15 protein-coding genes are annotated in these 17,806 nt (G+C 71.7%); 6 read left to right on the top strand and 9 right to left on the bottom strand.

Translation table 11 applies throughout. From position 1 onward, the window contains the following. Nucleotides 1-135: 135 nt before the first annotated feature. On the top strand, nt 136-1,716 hold the full coding sequence (locus tag HNQ79_RS06030) for a DUF2637 domain-containing protein (protein WP_185027782.1): 1,581 nt from the start codon (nt 136-138) through the stop codon (nt 1,714-1,716). A gap of 7 nt (nt 1,717-1,723) precedes the next feature. Here HNQ79_RS06030 and HNQ79_RS06025 read toward each other — a convergent pair whose 3' ends face one another. After that, nucleotides 1,724-1,936, bottom strand: a complete 213-nt coding sequence (locus tag HNQ79_RS06025; RefSeq protein WP_185027780.1) for a hypothetical protein — start codon at nt 1,934-1,936, stop codon at nt 1,724-1,726. Between the two features lie 237 nt (nt 1,937-2,173). Beyond that, nucleotides 2,174-3,913: a lysine--tRNA ligase gene (gene lysS / locus HNQ79_RS06020; protein ID WP_185027778.1), complete on the bottom strand. Its 1,740-nt coding sequence runs from the start codon at nt 3,911-3,913 to the stop codon at nt 2,174-2,176. A gap of 152 nt (nt 3,914-4,065) precedes the next feature. Here lysS and argS point away from each other — a divergent pair, with 152 nt between their 5' ends. Then, entirely contained in the window at nt 4,066-5,838 is a 1,773-nt protein-coding gene (gene argS / locus HNQ79_RS06015) for an arginine--tRNA ligase (protein ID WP_185027776.1), read from the top strand. Nucleotides 5,839-5,929: 91 nt separating this feature from the next. Here the strand turns inward: argS and HNQ79_RS06010 are convergent, their stop codons facing one another. Then, nucleotides 5,930-7,378 (bottom strand): transcriptional regulator, encoded by a 1,449-nt coding sequence (locus HNQ79_RS06010; RefSeq protein ID WP_185027774.1) that lies wholly within the window; start codon nt 7,376-7,378, stop codon nt 5,930-5,932. 241 nt (nt 7,379-7,619) lie between these two features. On the opposite strand from HNQ79_RS06010, the gene HNQ79_RS06005 reads away from it, so the two are divergent. Beyond that, nucleotides 7,620-8,381 (top strand): DUF4232 domain-containing protein, encoded by a 762-nt coding sequence (locus HNQ79_RS06005; RefSeq protein ID WP_185027771.1) that lies wholly within the window; start codon nt 7,620-7,622, stop codon nt 8,379-8,381. Here HNQ79_RS06005 and HNQ79_RS06000 read toward each other — a convergent pair. Further along, a complete protein-coding gene (locus HNQ79_RS06000) occupies nt 8,368-8,862 on the bottom strand; it encodes an ATP-binding protein (protein ID WP_185027769.1) in 495 nt (164 codons plus the stop codon). The two genes, HNQ79_RS06005 and HNQ79_RS06000, sit on opposite strands and share 14 nt — an antisense overlap. A 113-nt stretch (nt 8,863-8,975) precedes the next feature. Between HNQ79_RS06000 and HNQ79_RS05995 the strand changes: the two genes are divergently transcribed. Together HNQ79_RS05995 and HNQ79_RS05990 are read left to right on the top strand one after the other, a co-directional pair. Further along, complete coding sequence (locus HNQ79_RS05995; RefSeq protein WP_185027766.1) at nt 8,976-9,800, top strand: helix-turn-helix domain-containing protein; 825 nt, start codon at nt 8,976-8,978, stop codon at nt 9,798-9,800. Further along, nucleotides 9,797-10,030, top strand: a complete 234-nt coding sequence (locus tag HNQ79_RS05990) for a DUF397 domain-containing protein (RefSeq protein ID WP_185027764.1) — start codon at nt 9,797-9,799, stop codon at nt 10,028-10,030. Before HNQ79_RS05995 ends, HNQ79_RS05990 begins: the two co-directional genes overlap by 4 nt. A 114-nt stretch (nt 10,031-10,144) precedes the next feature. On the opposite strand, the gene hemB is transcribed toward HNQ79_RS05990, so the two are convergent. Continuing rightward, nucleotides 10,145-11,137 (bottom strand): porphobilinogen synthase, encoded by a 993-nt coding sequence (gene hemB, locus HNQ79_RS05985; protein ID WP_185027762.1) that lies wholly within the window; start codon nt 11,135-11,137, stop codon nt 10,145-10,147. Between the two features lie 343 nt (nt 11,138-11,480). Here hemB and HNQ79_RS05980 point away from each other — a divergent pair, with 343 nt between their 5' ends. Beyond that, a complete protein-coding gene (locus HNQ79_RS05980) occupies nt 11,481-12,503 on the top strand; it encodes an ANTAR domain-containing protein (RefSeq protein ID WP_185027760.1) in 1,023 nt (340 codons plus the stop codon). Nucleotides 12,504-12,781: 278 nt separating this feature from the next. Here the strand turns inward: HNQ79_RS05980 and HNQ79_RS05975 are convergent, their stop codons facing one another. Genes HNQ79_RS05975 through HNQ79_RS05960 form a run of 4 tightly spaced genes read right to left on the bottom strand, consistent with a single transcriptional unit; the run spans nt 12,782 to nt 17,728 of the window. Then, nucleotides 12,782-14,461: a bifunctional uroporphyrinogen-III C-methyltransferase/uroporphyrinogen-III synthase gene (locus HNQ79_RS05975; protein WP_185027759.1), complete on the bottom strand. Its 1,680-nt coding sequence runs from the start codon at nt 14,459-14,461 to the stop codon at nt 12,782-12,784. Next, complete coding sequence (gene hemC / locus HNQ79_RS05970; protein WP_185027757.1) at nt 14,458-15,432, bottom strand: hydroxymethylbilane synthase; 975 nt, start codon at nt 15,430-15,432, stop codon at nt 14,458-14,460. Before hemC ends, HNQ79_RS05975 begins: the two co-directional genes overlap by 4 nt. Continuing rightward, nucleotides 15,429-16,958: a glutamyl-tRNA reductase gene (locus tag HNQ79_RS05965; RefSeq protein ID WP_185027755.1), complete on the bottom strand. Its 1,530-nt coding sequence runs from the start codon at nt 16,956-16,958 to the stop codon at nt 15,429-15,431. The genes hemC and HNQ79_RS05965 overlap by 4 nt, the downstream gene beginning before the upstream one ends. Next, entirely contained in the window at nt 16,955-17,728 is a 774-nt protein-coding gene (locus tag HNQ79_RS05960; RefSeq protein WP_185027753.1) for a redox-sensing transcriptional repressor Rex, read from the bottom strand. The genes HNQ79_RS05965 and HNQ79_RS05960 overlap by 4 nt, the downstream gene beginning before the upstream one ends. Between the last annotated feature and the right edge of the window lie 78 nt (nt 17,729-17,806).

Here is a 17,806-nt window from a genome sequence, read left to right as displayed (position 1 = left end):
CAACTGAGCCCGCTTCGGCCACGTTTACGGGGGTTCGGTCCTCACCCGGAGGGCGGGACCCCCGTCGGCGTGTGCCACGCTGTGGCCGCCGGTCCGGGATCGGATCGGCGTCGGACGTACGGGAGGGGATCGCGGGTGGCCGCGATGCAGTTGACACGCACGCACCGAATACTGATCGGCGTGGTGGTCGCCGGTGCGGTGATCATCGCGGGCATCGGTTTCGCGGGTTCGTACGCGGCGGTGCGTGAGCTGGCGCTCGAAAAGGGCTTCGGCAACTTCAGTTACGTCTTCCCGGTCGGTATCGACGCGGGCATCTGCGTCCTGCTGGCACTGGACCTCCTGCTGACCTGGATGCGGATCCCCTTCCCCCTGCTGCGGCAGACGGCGTGGCTGCTGACGGCGGCGACGATCGCCTTCAACGGCGCGGCGTCCTGGCCGGATCCGCTGGGCGTCGGCATGCACGCCGTCATCCCGATCCTGTTCGTGGTCTCCGTCGAGGCGGCCCGGCACGCGGTCGGCCGGATCGCGGACATCACCGCCGACAAGCACATGGAGGGCGTCCGCCTCACCCGCTGGCTGCTCTCCCCGCTGCCGACGTTCAAGCTGTGGCGGCGCATGAAGCTGTGGGAGCTGCGCTCCTACGAACAGGTCATCAAGCTGGAGCAGGACCGGCTGATCTACCGGGCCCGCCTCCAGGCCAGGTACGGCCGCTCCTGGAAGCGCAAGGCGCCGGTGGAGGCGCTGATGCCGCTGCGGCTGGCGAAGATCGGCGTACCGCTGTCGGAGACGGCGGCACTGGGCCTGGCGGCGGCGGGCATCGAACCCGCCCTGCTGCCCGCCGCACCGACCGGTGCCGCCGAACCGGTGTCCGCACCGGCTCTCCCGTCCTCGCCGCAGGTACGGGAGGAGGAGCCCGCGCAGCAGCCGAGCCCCACCGCCCGGACCGGCGCCTCCGAAGCCCCGCAGGCCCCGCAGGTCCCGCAGGTCCCGAAGGCCCCGGGAGCCCAGCAGGTCCCGAAGGCCCCGGGAGCCCAGCAGGCGCCCGAAGCACCGCACGCTTCCGGAGCCCCGCAGGCTCCCGGAGCCACACACCCCACCGGAGTCCCGCAAGCACCCGGAGTCCCACAGGGACCCGAAGCTCCGCAGGCCCCACAGCCCCAGCCGCCCCGGGCGAACCTGGTCAAGGAGCCGCAGGTCCAGGCCCCGGAGGGACCCGAGAACGCCGCCGAACAGGTGCCCGCTCATCCCAGCCCGTGGTTCGCGGCCGGCCCGGTGGGGCACGCGCAGCCGGAACACGGCGAGCAGAGGACGTACGACGAGCAGGCGGGTCACGCCGAGCAGGCCGTGTACGAGCAAGGCGTGTACGAGCAAGGCCCCCAGGGCCGGCCCGAGCGCGCCGCCCAGGACCGCCCCCCGGTGATGGTCCCCGACGGGCCCCACCGCAGCCGCCCGCTGGGGGGCTACAACCCGGACTACGACCCCGAGTTCGGGCCGGACTTCGCGTCGGCCGAGGCGGACTTCGTCCTGGACGACGACACGTACTACGAGGCGTTCCGCCGGTGTGCGGGCATGAACGGGGCGTTCCCCACCCCGTTGCAGTTCGGCGCGTATCTGGAGGAGGCCTACGGCAAGCAACTGCCCCTCGACGAGCTGGAGTTGTACACCAAGCGTTACGAGGAGCGGCACCGCCTGGAGTCCGACGAGTACACCCCCTGACCGCCCTTCAGCCCCGCGTCCTGGCACGCTTCCTGGCCGTCTCGCCCCAGAGGGCGAGGGCGGCGCCGACGAGCGCCATGGCGATGTAGACGGCGGTGGGCGGGCTGAACCAGAGGTGGAGCAGTCCCCAGTCCCTGTCGCCCCAGGTGCGGCCGGAGAAGCCCAGCACGCCCTGGATGCCGATGACCCAGCCGATGACGGCGACGATTTCACTCTTCATGGGTCCACGATCGCGCGGCGTGGTGCGGGAGGCGTCCTGCGGAGGGTGGAACCGACGGTCCCCCGAAGGATGCAGCCGGGACCCGGTCGGGGGCGCGGGGAACCGCCCGACCGGTCCCCCCACCCAGGGGAGCCCCCGACCCACGACGGAGGGCGCCCACCCCGCCACCGGGGTGACCGCCCTCCGTCCCGCGCAGGGGCCCTGCGCAGGGCCCCTCCCCCCGCGGGGGCAGGCTGCCTACGCCCCGAGCAGCTTGCGCACCCGCTCCGCGCCCACCGCGAGCAGCAGCGTGGGCAGGCGGGGGCCGGTGTCGCGGCCGACGAGGAGCTGGTAGAGCAGCGCGAAGAAGGTGCGCTGGGCGACCTTCAGCTCCGGTGTCGGCTTGGCGTCGGCCGCCAGCCCCGCCTGGATCTTCGGCACGCCGTAGACGAGCGTCGTCAGCCCCTCCAGCGACCAGTGCGAGTCGAGGCCCTCGACCAGCAGCCGCAGCGACTCGCGGTCGGCGTCGCCCAGCGCGCCGAGCGTCTGCGTGTCCGGTTCGCTCCGTACCAGCGTGCGCTGGTCGGCGGGCACGTACGCGGTGATCCACGACTCCGCGCGGTCCAGCCGGGGCCGCACCTCGTCCAGCGAGGCGATCGGGTCGGTGGGGTCCAGTTCGCTGAGGATGCGCAGCGTCTGGTCCTCGGCGCCCGCGGTGATGTCCGCGACCGAGGCGAGCGTCCGGTACGACAGCGGGCGCGGCGTGCGCGGCAGCTCGCCCGCGGCCGTGCCGATCGCGCGCGCGTAGGCCGCCGCGTCCGCCGGGAGCACCGTCCCGTCGGCGACCTTCGTGGAGAGCTTGTCCCACTCGTCGTACAGCCGCTGGATCTCCTGGTCGAAGGCGATCTTGAACGACTGGTTCGGCTTGCGGCGCGCGTACAGCCAGCGCAGCAGCGGCGCTTCCATGATCTTCAGTGCGTCGCCCGCGGTCGGCACGCCGCCCTTCGAGGAGGACATCTTGGCCATGCCGCTGATGCCCACGAAGGCGTACATCGGGCCGATGGGCTGGACGCCGTCGAAGACCTCGCGGACGATCTGTCCGCCGACGACGAAGGACGAGCCGGGCGAGGAGTGGTCGACGCCGCTGGGCTCGAAGATCACGCCCTCGTACGCCCAGCGCATCGGCCAGTCGACCTTCCAGACGAGCTTGCCGCGGTTGAACTCGTTGAGGTGGACGGTCTCGGAGAAGCCGCAGACGCAGGTGTACGTCAGTTCGGTCGTCTCGTCGTCGTAGCCGGTCACGGTCGTGAGGTCGCGCTCGCACTGCCCGCAGTAGGGCTTGTACGGGTAGTAGGCGCCGCCGCTCGTGCCGTCGTCCTCGGACGCGGCGCCGGAGCCCTCGGCGGCCTCCAGCTCGGCCTCGTCGACCGGCTTCTGCTGCTTGGGCTTCTTCGCCGCCGGGTCCTTCTTGGTGCGGTAGCGGTCCAGGACGGCGTCGATGTCCGCGCGGTGCTTCATCGCGTGCAGGATCTGCTCGCGGTAGGCGCCCGCGGTGTACTGCTCGGTCTGGCTGATGCCGTCGAACTCCACGCCCAGTTCGGCGAGCGCCTCGATCATCGGGGCCTTGAAGTGCTCGGCCCAGTTCGGGTGCGCGGAACCGGCCGGGGCGGGCACGGACGTCAGCGGCTTGCCGATGTGCTCGGCCCAGGACTCGTCGATGCCGGGGACGCCGTTCGGGACCTTGCGGTACCGGTCGTAGTCGTCCCAGGAGATGAGGTGGCGGACCTCGTGCCCGCGGCGGCGGATCTCGTCGGCGACCAGGTGCGGTGTCATGACCTCGCGGAGGTTGCCGAGGTGGATCGGGCCGGAGGGGGAGAGGCCGGACGCGACGACGACGGGTTTGCCAGGCGCACGTCGCTCCGACTCGGCGATGACATCGTCCGCGAAACGGGAGACCCAGTCGGTCTCGGGGGTGCTGCTCTGAGCCACGGTCGGCACGTCCTTGGTTCTCCGGATGTAGTGAAGCTGGCAGGGGCCATTGTCCCAGACGGGGGGACAGGGGCCTCACGAATAATGTGCGCGGGCTGCCCGGGGCCCGCGTGAAATACTCGGAGCACACACCACGCACTCATCAACAGGAACGGCACCCCATGGCCTCGGTCCCCTCGCTCGCTTCGACCGTCAACCAGCGGCTCGCGGACGCGCTCTCGGCAGCCCTGCCGGACGCCGCACCGGCCGACCCGCTGCTGCGCCGAAGCGACCGGGCCGACTTCCAGGCCAACGGGATCCTGGCCCTCGCCAAGAAGGCGAAGGCGAACCCGCGGGAGCTGGCCGGCACGGTCGTCGGCAAGCTGCCCGCCGACGACGCGGTGCTGAAGGACATCGAGGTCTCGGGCCCCGGCTTCCTCAACATCACGGTCTCCGACCGGGCGATCGTCGAGACGCTGGCCGCGCGGGCCGCCGACGCGCGCCTGGGAGTTCCGTACGCCGAGAACGCCGGGACGACGGTCGTCGACTACGCCCAGCCGAACGTGGCCAAGGAGATGCACGTCGGGCACCTGCGGTCCGCGGTGATCGGCGCCGCCATGGTGGAGATCCTGGAGTTCACCGGCGAGAAGGTGATCCGCAGGCACCACATCGGCGACTGGGGCACCCAGTTCGGCATGCTCATCCAGTACCTGGTGGAGCACCCGAACGAGCTGGACCACGGCGGCGCCGACCGGGTCGACGGCGAAGAGGCGATGTCCGCCCTGAACCGGGTCTACAAGGCCTCCCGGGTCCTCTTCGACTCCGACGAGGAGTTCAAGGCGCGCGCCCGGGACCGGGTCGTGCAGCTCCAGGCCGGTGACCCGGAGTCGCGGGCCCTGTGGCAGCGGTTCGTGGACGAGTCGAAGATCTATTTCTACTCGGTCTTCGACAAGCTCGACATGGAGATCACCGACGCGGACGTGGTCGGCGAGTCCGGCTACAACGACATGCTCGAAGAGACCTGCCGGATCCTGGAGGACTCGGGCGTCGCGGTCCGTTCCGAGGGCGCGCTGTGCGTCTTCTTCGACGACGTGAAGGGCCCGGACGGCAACCCGACCCCGCTGATCGTGAAGAAGTCCAACGGCGGCTACGGCTACGCGGCCACCGACCTCTCCGCGATCCGCAACCGGGTCGGCGACCTGAAGGCCGGCACCCTCTTGTACGTGGTGGACGTCCGGCAGTCCCTGCACTTCAGGATGGTCTTCGAGACCGCCCGGCGGGCCGGCTGGCTGACCGACGACGTCACCGCGCACCAGCTGGGCTTCGGCACGGTCCTCGGCAAGGACGGCAAGCCGTTCAAGACCCGTGAGGGCGAGACGGTCCGGCTGGTGGACCTGCTCGACGAGGCGATCGAGCGGGCCACGGCGGTCGTACGGGAGAAGAACAACGAGAAGGTCGGCCTCTCCGAGGACGAGATCGTCGAGAACGGCGCGCAGATCGGCATCGGCGCGGTGAAGTACGCCGACCTGTCGACGTCCGCCGCCCGCGACTACAAGTTCGACCTGGACCAGATGGTGTCGCTGAACGGCGACACGTCGGTGTACTCGCAGTACGCGTACGCCAGGATCCGGTCGATCCTGCGGCTGCGCGGCGACGCGACCCCGGTCGCCCACCCGGAGCTCGAACTCACCGCACAGGAGCGGGCGTTGGGCCTGCACCTGGATCAGTTCGGGGAGACCGTCGCCGAGGCGGCCGCCGCGTACGAGCCGCACAAGCTCGCCGCGTACGTCTACCAGCTGTCCTCGCTCTTCACGTCCTTCTACGCGGAGTGCCCGGTCCTCAAGGCCGACACCCCCGCACAGGTCGAGAACCGTCTCTTCCTGTGCGAGCTGACGGCCCGCACCCTGCACCGCGGGCTGTCACTGCTGGGCATCAGGACGCCCGAGCGGCTCTGACAGGTCGGTGCCACGGGAAAGGCCCCGGTGCGGAGCTCTTCGCTCCCCGCCGGGGCCTTCCCCGTACGCACTACTGCCGCCGCCCTCGCGCTCAGGAGTCGTCGTCGAGCGGCTTCTCCCAGGCGGAGGAGCCGAGCGGGTGGTGGTACGTCGGCCGCCCGACGGACCCGCTCGTCCGGAACGGCTTGCCGCCCCCGGCGTCGATGCGCTCGACGCCGCGCCGCCCGCCGCTGGACCACACGAGCTCCAGGTACCAGCTCACCGCGTGCGCCCGGGCGCTCGCCTTCACGTAGAACACCTCGGGGTCCGTCTCGCTGACCTTGTACGGGAAGTCCCGCTGCCCGGCGTGCGGGACGGTGGCCGGGCGGCCCGCGTCCAGGTCGACGGTGAACGACTTGGTGTCGACGTTGCCGCCGCAGCCGACCCCGGTGGCGTACCGGGTCCACGGCAGCGGTGCTTCGCTGCGCACGACGCGTACGTGCAGGGCCTCCAGGACGACGGTCTCCTTCGACCGGCCCTGGAGGGTCAGCGCGATGAGCTGTTCGTCGGCGGGGACCGCCCGGTAGGACGCGGCCCAGCCGGGCGCGTCCTGCTCGCTCGGCGGCGGGGCGACCTTCTGGGGTCTGCTGTCGACGAGGAAGTACTGGCTGCACGGCGTCTCGTACACGTAGGGGCGCACGGCGGTGACGAAGGGCGTGCCGGTGGCGCTCGTGCCGTCGCCGCCCTGGCCGCCCCGATCCGTGTCGCGTTCCGCGTCCTGTGGCTTCTCCCTGCCGGGAGGGTCGGCGGAGGGCAGGGTCGTGGGCGAGGCGCTGCCGGTGGCCGTACGGGAGGGGGAGACGGACGGGTGCGTCTTCGGCTCCGCGCCCGCAGGGCTGCCGCCCCCGGGGGCGTCCGGTACGGGTGACGAGGCAGCGCCCACCGGTTGGCCACCCGCGCCCTCGTCCCGTGCACCGCCCACGAGTTGCGTGACGAGCACGGTGGAGGCGACCACCGCGAGAACGGTACCGACGCCGATGAGGACGTTGCGCCGCCCGTTGCGCCCGAAGGCACCGGAACGTCCGCCGGTGCTGGAACCACCGCTTTCGGCGTCGCCGCCCGCACCGCGCAGGGAGACGAGCGGCCCGGACTCCGCACCGGGTTCGGCACCGACCGGGGCAGGGGCAGGGGACTCGGTGTCGGCCTCGGCGTCCGGCCGCACGACGTGCCCCTCCGAGCCCGCCCGCACCGGCTGCGTCCCCGCGTCCGCCCGCCCAGGCTGCGCCTCCCTCTTCCCTCGCGCCGCGTCCGCCAGGATCCACAGCCTGTGGACACCCACCATCTCGTCCGGAGTGGCTCTGCACAGCCGCGCCAGTCGCTCCACGGGGGCGAATTCCGTGGGTACGGCGTCCCCGTTGCAGTAGCGGTGAAGGGTCGACGTGCTCATGTGCAGACGCTTGGCGAGGGCGCCGTAGCTCAGCCCCGAGCGCCCCTTCAGCTCCCGCAGGAACTCCGCGAGCTCAGCCGTTCCCCCGGTGTCCGACACCGCTCCCCATCCCATCCCGGCGTTCCAGGAACACCGCATCACCGCAGGTCACAGCCGGTGGAATCGTTCCAGCGTCCCCGACTGCCCGTCAACTCTGGCAGCCAGGACGACCTTTCGTACAAGCTCTGGGCATCAAAGCACGCCGCTCCCGCCGACCGGTCGAGCGGCCCCTGCCGGCTCCGGCCGTCCCACGTACCGAAGCCCCCCTCACCGAACTCCCGCTCACAGAAGTCCCACCACAGAAACGGAATCCGTCATGTCCGCACGCCTCGTCCGCACAGCCCGCCGCACCCGCCTGTTCGCCGTCTCCGCAGTCGCTCTCACGGCGGCGCTCTCCCTGACCGCCTGCGACAGCGGCGAGGGCGCGAAGGACGCCGGAGCCGCCCGCACGTCCTCGCCCTCGTCCGCTCCCTCCGAGTCCACCGGCGGCAGCGACGGCAAGCCCGCAGGCGAAGCCGAGCCCGGCCGGGCGGGCGGCAACGCCCACCAGACCTCCTCCACCTCGGACGGCACCAAGAACACCGGCGGCAAGAGCGGCAGCACCGGCACCGCCGGAACTCCCGGGGCCAAGACCGACCCCGACGCCCCCGCCCACCGCGACCGCTGCGACGCCTCCAACATCACGGTGACCGCCCAGGTCGTCAGCCGCCCCCTGAACACCATGATCCTCACGGCCACCAACAAGGGCTCGAAGCTCTGCAACCTCTACTACGCCCCCGTGGTCCGCTTCGAGGGCGCCCAGTCCGTGCCGCCGTCCATGAAGGACACGCAGCCGCAGTCCGTGGTGAGCCTGCGCCCCGGTGCGAGCGGGTACGCCGTCGTGAAGCTCTCGTCCCCGACGGGCACCCCGGACCCCGGTTACACCGCGAAGTCGCTCTCTATCGGCTTCTACGACGCCCAGCACAAGAACGTGGGCGGCTTCGCGCGGGCGGCTCTCCCCGCAAAGGGCGTCTACGTCGACAGCTCGCTCAAGGTCTCGTTCTGGAACGCCGACCTCGACGACATCAGCAGCCTCTGAGCCCGAACGCCCGAGGCCCCTCGGGAGAGACCGCCCCCGACCCCTGCGCAACCCCCGGGACGGGGGCGCGCCTCTCCTCCCCGGCGAACTCGCACCACACGACCTTCCCCGGGTCCCGCTCCCCCACCCCCCAGTCGTCCGCCAGCGCCGCGACCAGGACGAGCCCCCGGCCGCCCTCCTCCAGGGCCGGCCCGCCGCCCCCGGCCTTCCGGGGCCTGCCCGGCCCGCTGTCGTGCACCTCGATCCGCAGCAGGTCCCGCGCGGCGAACACCCTGAGCTGGAACCCGCGCCCCGGCGGCACGCCGTGCTCCAGCGCGTTCGTGGCCAGCTCGCTGACGCACAGCAGTACGTCGTCCGAACGGGCAGTGCCCCCGAGTTCCGCGAGCACCCGGCCCACGAACCGCCGCGCTTCCGGCACGGACCGGCGCTCACGCCGGAAGAAGTGCTTGTCATACAGGGTCAGTTGAGTTGTCTCGTTCACGCGACGAGGGTTGCGGAACGTGACCGGTGGGGAGCACTGGGTTCACCCGTACAAAAAATCTGTACGGGTCGGAACACGCTCAAGCAGGTGCGCGTACGGGGAGTTTGAACAGCATGAGCCCCAGGCAACGCCAGAGGAAGAACACGTCCGCCATGAGGATGCTGGGCAAGCAACTGGCCAGATTCCGCGAGGCGGCCGGTCACACCCAGCAGACGCTCGCCGACGCCGTCCAGGTGGACGTCGAGACCATCGCGTCGATCGAGCAGGGCAGAAGGGCACTGCGCGCGGATCTCGCCCAACTGCTGGACGAACTCCTGGACATACGCGGTGCGTTGCGGGTGGGCGTGGAGAACATGCCGGACGTCGACCAGTTCCCCCGCTGGGCCGAGGAGTACATGGCGCACGAGCGCGAGGCCCTCACCTTGTCCTGGTACGACAGCCATGTCTTGCCCGGCCTGCTTCAGACCGCCGTGTACGCCGAGACGGTGATGCGCAACCGAGTCCCAGCCTTCGACGAGGACGAGATCGCGAACCTCACCGAGGGTCGACTCAAGCGGCAGGAGATCCTCCACCGCAAGGACCCACCGACCACCAGCTTCGTCATCTGGGAGCCCGCACTTCATGTGACCCTGTGCGCCCCGGCCGACCACAAGGCCCAGCTGCGCCACCTGCGTGCTTGTGCCGACCTCCCGGACCTAGCCCTGCAAATCCTCCCACTGACCAGCACCAGGCACGCTGGGCTATCCGGCCCCTTTACCCTCCTCGAAACCGTCGAGCACCAACACCTCGCCTACATCGAGGGCCAACTCGGTAGCCAGTGGGTCTCCAGCCTCGACGCTACCTCCAGGCTGGCGCGCAAATATGCGATGCTGCGAACTCAGGCCCTCAACACCGAGGACTCCAAGGGGCTGTTGGACAGACTGCTAGGAGACCAATGAGCACCGCACTTCAGTGGTTCAAGTCGAGCTACAGCAGCGACGAGGGCGGCCAGTGCCTCGAACTCGCCTACTCCTGGCGCAAGTCGAGCCACAGCGCCTCCGAGGGTGGCGCGTGCGTCGAGATCGCCGCCCACCCCGCCGCCATCCACGTCCGCGACTCCAAGAACCCGGACGGCCCCACGCTCACCCTCACCCCGACCGCCTGGTCCGCGTTCGCCCGCACGGTCTGACGCCCCGCCCCACCCCGTACAAGCACGCAAGGCATCCTCCCGACGGCACGAGACGGCCGCCCTGCGCATCCGGGCCGGGCGGCGGCGAGCCCCGCCCGCCTCCGCCCGCAGACCTCAGCGCAGCGCCCGCGCCGCCTCCGTCGCCCAGTACGTGAGGATCATCTGCGCACCTGCGCGCTTGATCCCGGTCAGCGACTCCATGATCGCCCGGTCCCGCTCGATCCAGCCCTTCTCGGCGGCGGCCTCGATCATCGCGTACTCGCCGCTGATCTGGTACGCGGCCACCGGCACGTCGACGCTCTCCGCGACCTTCGCAAGGATGTCGAGGTACGGGCCGGCGGGCTTGACCATCACCATGTCCGCGCCCTCCTCCAGGTCCAGTGCCAGCTCCCGCATCGACTCACGGGTGTTGGCCGGGTCCTGCTGGTATGTCTTGCGGTCGCCCTTCAGCGACGAGCCGACGGCCTCCCGGAACGGCCCGTAGAAGGCGCTCGAATACTTGGCGGTGTACGCGAGGATCGACACGTCCTCACGCCCGATGCCGTCCAACGCGTCGCGGACAACGCCGATCTGACCGTCCATCATGCCGCTCGGCCCGACCACGTGGGCGCCCGCGTCGGCCTGCACCTGGGCCATCTCCGCGTACCGCTCCAGCGTCGCGTCGTTGTCGACGCGGCCGTCCGCGTCGAGCACACCGCAGTGCCCGTGGTCGGTGAACTCGTCCAGACACAGGTCGGACATGACCACGAGGTCGTCGCCGACCTCCTCGCGCACGGCACGCAGGGCGACCTGAAGAATCCCGTCGGGGTCGGTACCGACGGTCCCGGCCGCGTCCTTCTTCGCCTCGTCCGGCACACCGAACAGCATGATCCCGGACACGCCTGCCTCGACGGCCTCCACGGCCGCCTTGCGCAGGGAGTCGAGGGTGTGCTGGTACACGCCTGGCATCGCGGAGATGGCGACGGGCTCGCTGATCGACTCCCGGACGAACGCGGGGAGGATCAGATCGGCCGGGTGCAGGCGGGTCTCCGCGACCATGCGCCGCATCGCAGGAGTGTTCCGCAGCCGCCGGGGCCGGGCCCCCGGAAAGGATCCATACGCAGTCATACGGCCAACGCTACGCCGCCCCAACCCCCACCTTTACCGACACCCCGCCGGTCCCACCCCCGACGCCCGCCACCTTGCGCGGCGGGGCCGTTCTACGTCAGCCCCCTTGGGCGGCGGGGCCGCCCCCGGGGGCGGAACGGGCGGGCAAGGGGGCGGCCCCCCACCGGACGGTGCCCCCCACCCCACGCCCCGCCACCCGCGTACAACCACACCCCCGCGCCCCGAACCCCGCACCTGCCCCTCCCCTCCCACCCGTTACCCCACCCCCGTCCCCCATGTGGTCAGCTTGAGGGTCGTACCCGCCCAGCAACCACGTCCCCGCCCCCGGCCCGAAGGGACAGCCATGACGGACCAGCCCGACCTGAAATCCGGCACATCCGCCAAAGTCCCCTCCCCGGCCGCCCCCTCCCCCCGCACCCTCGCACCTTCCCCCGCACCCACGCCCATCCCCCGCGCCCCCGTACCTTCCCCCGCGCCCGCACCCGCCCCCGCGACCTCCGCGAGCCCCTCCCCCACCCCCTCCGACCTCGCCCTCCTCCGCGCCGAACTCCGCCACCTCCGCGCCCGAGCCCACACCCACCCCCTGATCTCCCAGGCCCAGGGCATCCTCCAGGAGCGTTACGCCCTCGCGGACGGGGAATCCGCCTTCGCCCTCCTGCAACGCGCCTCCCAGCAGCACAACGTCCGCATGCGCCTCCTCGTCGAGGCCGTCATCCGTACGCCAGGGCCCGACCCGAGCCACCACCCCCTCTGGTTCCCGCGCCGCACCCAACTCCCGGCCCCGCCCCTCGCCTTCGAGGCCGCCCGCCACGCCACCGGCGAGACCAACGGGACCTCGCCGCTCAACCACGGCACCGTCCTGCGCTCGGTCCTCAGCCAGTTGCTCGCCATCACCGACACCGACATGGGCAACGTCCAGCTCCCCGACCGGGTCCGCGGCGGACTGCGCCTCGAACACCACACCGGACTCAGCGAGGACTTCGTCGACTTCTTCGCCCACGTCGGCGACGACGCCACCGCCTGCGCGGAGGCCGCCCGCACTCTCAGCCAGGTCACCGTCGGCGACGTCGAGTCCGCGGCGCTCTTCGACGAGCCCTCCCGGCGGGCAATCCTCGACGCGGGCAGCCGCGCCGCCCACAGCGCCCCGCTGTTCACCTCCGCCGGAATCTGTGTGGGCATGGTCTCCGCCCACCTGGACCGAACGGTCAAGGAGATGACGGCGGCCCAGCACAAGGCCATGACGGACCTGGGCGCGCAGGCCGGGCAGTGGCTCGCCTGGTACAACCGCACGGTCCTGACGGACGCCCTGGAACACCTGCACGTCCTGGGCACCCGCCACCGTGGCACCGCGGTCCGCCGCCGCTGACCCAAACCGACCGGCCCCCCACGCCGAACCGCGCCCGCGTCGCCGTGCATGCGCACGCCGAACCCCAAGCCCGCCCGGTAGCCCGCACGCACACGAAAGGGGCGGCCGGGGAAGAAATCCCCGGCCGCCCCACACACGGCAACCACTCACCGCAACCGCGCACCACAGCACGCGCGCACCACAGCACGCACGGCCCACAGCCCGCACGGCCCACAGCACGCTGCCGCGCGGCCCCTCACCGCACCCGACGCCTCACCTCACGCGCCGCGTCGCCGCTTTCAGGTCGTGCGCCGCCTCCGCGACCCCGGCCGCCGCTCGCTCGGTCTGGCCACGTGCTCGCCCGCCTCCAGCGCCGCCACCCGGCGCGCCGCGCCGAACTCGGCGAGCGCCTCCGCCAGCCGCGACACCGACGGTTCCGGCGACAGCACGTCGACGCGCAGCCCGTGCTCCTCGGCGGTCTTCGCCGTCGCGGGGCCGATGCAGGCGATGACCGTCACGTTGTGCGGCTTCCCGGCGATGCCGACCAGGTTGCGTACCGTGCTGGAGGACGTGAACAGAACGGCGTCGAAGCCGCCGCCCTTGATCGCCTCCCGCGTGTCCGCCGGCGGCGGCGAAGCCCGCACGGTCCGGTACGCGGTGACGTCGTCGACCTCCCAGCCGAGCTCGATGAGCCCGGCGACGAGCGTCTCCGTCGCGATGTCGGCGCGCGGCAGGAAGACGCGGTCGATCGGGTCGAAGACCGGGTCGTAGGGCGGCCAGTCCTCAAGGAGTCCGGCGGCCGACTGCTCACCGCTGGGCACCAGGTCCGGCTTCACACCGAACTCGACCAGCGAGGCGGCGGTCTGCTCGCCGACCGCCGCGACCTTGATCCCGGCGAAGGCGCGCGCGTCGAGCCCGTACTCCTCGAACTTCTCCCGCACCGCCTTGACGGCGTTCACCGAGGTGAAGGCGATCCACTCGTAGCGCCCGGTGACCAGGCCCTTGACGGCCCGTTCCATCTGCTGCGGGGTGCGCGGCGGCTCGACGGCGATCGTCGGCACCTCGTGCGGGACCGCGCCGTACGACCTGAGCTGGTCGGAGAGCGACGCCGCCTGCTCCTTCGTACGCGGCACGAGCACCCGCCAGCCGAACAGCGGCTTCGACTCGAACCAGGACAGCTGCTCGCGCTGCGCGGCGGCGCTGCGCTCGCCGACCACGGCTATGACGGGCTGGTGGCCCTCCGGCGAGGGCAGCACCTTCGCCTGCTTCAGCACCTGGGCGACGGTGCCCAGCGTCGCGTTCCACGTGCGCTGGCGCGTCGTGGTGCCGGCGACCGTCACCGTCATCGGGGTGTCGGGCTTGCGGCCCGCCGACACCAGTTCACCGGCGGCGGCGGCCACCGCGTCGAGCGTCGTGGAGACGACGGCCGTCGCGTCGCTCGCGCCGACCTCCGCCCAGCAGCGCTCGTCGGCGGTACGGGCGTCGACGAACCGTACGTCCGCTCCGGCCGCGTCCCGCAGCGGGACACCCGCGTAGGCGGGCACGCCGACGGCGGTCGCGACGCCCGGGACGACCTCGAAGGCCACGCCCTCGGCGGCGCAGGCGAGCATCTCCTCGCCCGCGTTGCCGTCCAGCCCGGGGTCGCCGGAGACGGCACGGACGACCCGCTTGCCGTTCCGCGCAGCCTCCATGACAAGATTGACCACGACCTTGGACGACATCGGCGTCCGGATCTCCGGCGTGCCCGCGGTCGCTGACGCATCGTCAACCACCGCCAGCTGAGGCGTGCTTACGCCCGCCTTCGCATGAGCACGTACGACATCGAGCACGGCGGGCTCGGCGATCAGCACGTCGGCGCTCGACAGCGCCTCGACAGCGCGCAGTGTCAGCAGGCCCGGGTCGCCGGGTCCGGCGCCGAGGAAGGTGACGTGCCCTGGTGCGGAGAACACCGAGGATGCAGGGGTGTTGGTGGGGCTCAAAGTGCTCGCTCCCCCATAAGACCGGCCGCACCCTTGGCGAGCATCTCGGACGCGAGTTCGCGCCCGAAAGCCTCCGCGGCGTGGTGCGACGTGGGTACGGGACCGGTAGTGGACAGCTGCACCAGCTCGGTGCCGTCGGTCGAGCCGACGACACCCCGCAGGCGCATTTGATTGACAATCTGCCCGTCAACCAGCAAGTCGGCCAACGCACCCACAGGTGCGCTGCAACCGGCTTCCAGGGCGGCGAGCAGGGCTCGCTCGGCCGTCACGGCGCACCGCGTGTGCGGGTCGTCGAGTTGGGCGAGCATGGCGGCGAGGTCGGCGTTGTCCGCCGCGCACTCGATGGCCAGTGCCCCCTGGCCGGGGGCGGGCAGGACCACGTCGGTGTCCAGGAACTCGGACACCTCGTCGACCCTGCCGATACGGCGCAGCCCGGCCGCGGCGAGAACCACCGCGTCCAGTTCGCCGCTGCGTACGTATCCGACCCGGGTGTCGATGTTGCCCCGGATCGGCACGGTCTGGATGTTCAGCCCGTGACCGCGCGCGTACGCGTTCAGCTGGGCCATGCGGCGCGGCGAGCCCGTGCCGACGCGGGCGCCGTCGGGCAGCTGCGCGAAGGTCAGCCCGTCGCGTGCCACCAGTACGTCCCGCGGGTCCTCCCGCGGGGGTACGGCGGCCAGCGCGAGGTCGTCGGGCTGCGCGGTCGGCAGGTCCTTCAGCGAATGCACCGCGAAGTCCACCTCCCCCTTCAGCAGCGCGTCGCGCAGTGCCGTGACGAAGACGCCCGTCCCGCCGATCTGTGCGAGCTGCTCCTTCGACACGTCGCCGTAGGTGGTGATCTCCACCAACTCGACCTCGCGGCCGGTCAGTGCGCGCACCGCGTCGGCGACATGTCCGGACTGGGCCATGGCCAGCCTGCTGCGCCGAGTCCCCAGCTTCAAGGCCGTGTTGGCCTCAGCGGCTTCAGTCATGCCCGCCCTCTCTTCGCGCTCTCGGCACCGGTGGTGTCGTTCAAGTCGTCCTTGGGCGCATCGGCCCTGCTCACCGCCGCGACCGTCTGCGGGTCGAGGTCGAAGAGCTCGCGCAGGGCGTCGGCGTACCCGGCGCCGCCGGGCTCGCTGGCCAGCTGCTTGACCCGTACGGTCGGCGCGTGCAGCAGCTTGTCGACCACGCGTCGTACGGTCTGCGTGATCTCGGCCCGCTGCTTGGCGTCCAGGCCGGGGAGCCGGCCCTCCAGCCGCGCGACCTCGTTGGTCACGACGTCGGCGGCCATGCTGCGCAGCGCCACCACGGTCGGCGTGATCTGCGCGGCCCGCTGGGCGGCCCCGAAAGCGGCCACCTCCGCCGCGACGATCCCGCGCACCAGTTCCACGTCGGCGGCCATGGGTGCGTCCGCGGCCGCGTCGGCGAGCGACTCGATGTCCACCAGCCGCACGCCGTCGAGCCGGTGAGCGGCGCCGTCGATGTCGCGCGGCATGGCGAGGTCCAGCAGCGCGAGACGCACCGCGGCCCCTTCGGCGCCGACCGGCTTGGGCGTGCGTACGGACTGCGCCGCCGCCTCGCCGTTGTCGGCCCACGCGCCGTGCAGTTCGAGGGAGCCCGCGTCGGGCTCGGTCCGCATCTGCGGTACGTGACCGGGCGCGGTCTGCGCGGCGGCCGTGTCGGCGGGTACGCCCAGGGCGTCCGCCACGTCCTCCACGGTCAGTACGAGGCCGGTCGCCCCGGTGCACGAGATCGCGACGTCGACTCGTGTCAGTTCCCGGGCCACGTCGTCCATCGGCACCGCACGGGCGGTGCCTCCGGACTGGTTCAGGATCCCGGCGAGCCGCTCGGCCCGCTCGGCCGTCCGGTTCGCGACCACGACCTCGGCCACGCCGACCCGTGCGAGGGTCGCCGCGGCGAGGGAGGACATGGAACCGGCGCCGATGACCAGTGCCCGCTTGCCGACGGCCCACTCGGCCACCGGCGCGCCGTCGGCGAGCTGTTCCAGGCCGAAGGTCACCAGCGACTGTCCGGCCCGGTCGATCCCGGTCTCGGAGTGCGCCCGCTTGCCGACGCGCAGGGCCTGCTGGAACAGGTCGTTGATCAGGCGGCCCGCGGTGTGCAGTTCCTGCCCGAGGGCGAGCGCGTCCTTGATCTGTCCGAGGATCTGCCCCTCGCCGACGACCATCGAGTCGAGGCCGCAGGCCACCGAGAACAGGTGGTGGACCGCCCTGTCCTCGTAGTGCACGTAGAGATAAGGAGTCAGCTCCTCCAGCCCCACGCCGCTGTGCTGGGCGAGCAGCGTCGAGAGCTCGGCCACACCCGCGTGGAACTTCTCCACGTCGGCGTACAGCTCGATGCGGTTGCAGGTGGCGAGCACGGTCGCCTCGGCGGCGGGCTCGGAGGCGAGGGTGTCCTGCAGCAGCTTCGCCTTGGCGTCCGCGGCGAGCGAGGCACGCTCCAGCACGCTGACGGGGGCACTGCGGTGGCTCAGCCCGACGACCAGGAGGCTCATGCCGGCATCACGGCGGGCACGTCGCCGTCGGGTCCCTTCCGGTTCGCGGCGGCCTCGGCCGCACGGCGCGCGGCGGGCGGCAGCAGGGCAGCGGCGGCGGCCTCGGCGTCACCGGCCTTGCGCTGCTCGTGGAAGGCGAGGATCTGCAGCTCGATCGACAGGTCGACCTTGCGCACGTCCACCCCCTCGGGCACCTGGAGGACGGTCGGGGCGAAGTTGAGGATCGACGTCACGCCGGCCGCGATCAGCCGCTCGCTGACCTGCTGTGCGGCGCCCGCCGGAGTGGCGATGACTCCGATGGAGACACCGTTCTCCTCGATGATCTTCTCCAGCTCGTCCGTGTGCTGGACGGGCATCCCGGCGACAGGCTTTCCGGCCATCGCGGGGTCGGCGTCGATGAGGGCGGCCACCCGGAATCCGCGGGAGGCGAAACCGCCGTAGTTGGCCAGCGCCGCGCCGAGGTTTCCGATGCCGACGATGACGACCGGCCAGTCCTGGGTGAGGCCCAGCTCACGCGAGATCTGGTAGACGAGGTACTCGACGTCGTAGCCCACGCCCCGGGTGCCGTAGGACCCCAGGTACGAGAAGTCCTTCCGCAGCTTCGCGGAATTGACCCCCGCGGCTGCGGCCAGCTCCTCCGAGGACACGGTCGGAACCGAGCGCTCGGAGAGCGCGGTGAGGGCGCGCAGATACAGCGGAAGGCGGGCGACGGTGGCCTCGGGAATGCCTCGGCTGCGGGTCGCCGGTCGGTGAGTTCGGCCAGTTGCCACGGTGCTCCTGCGGGATGAGCGGGGCTGCAGGCGGCCGTAAGTCCCAGGACCGCCCCGTCGAATGCAGGCTATGTCTTT

This window comes from Streptomyces candidus, assembly GCF_014207445.1.
GTDB lineage: Bacteria > Actinomycetota > Actinomycetes > Streptomycetales > Streptomycetaceae > Streptomyces > Streptomyces candidus.
This window is presented reverse-complemented; position numbering and strand designations above follow the sequence as displayed.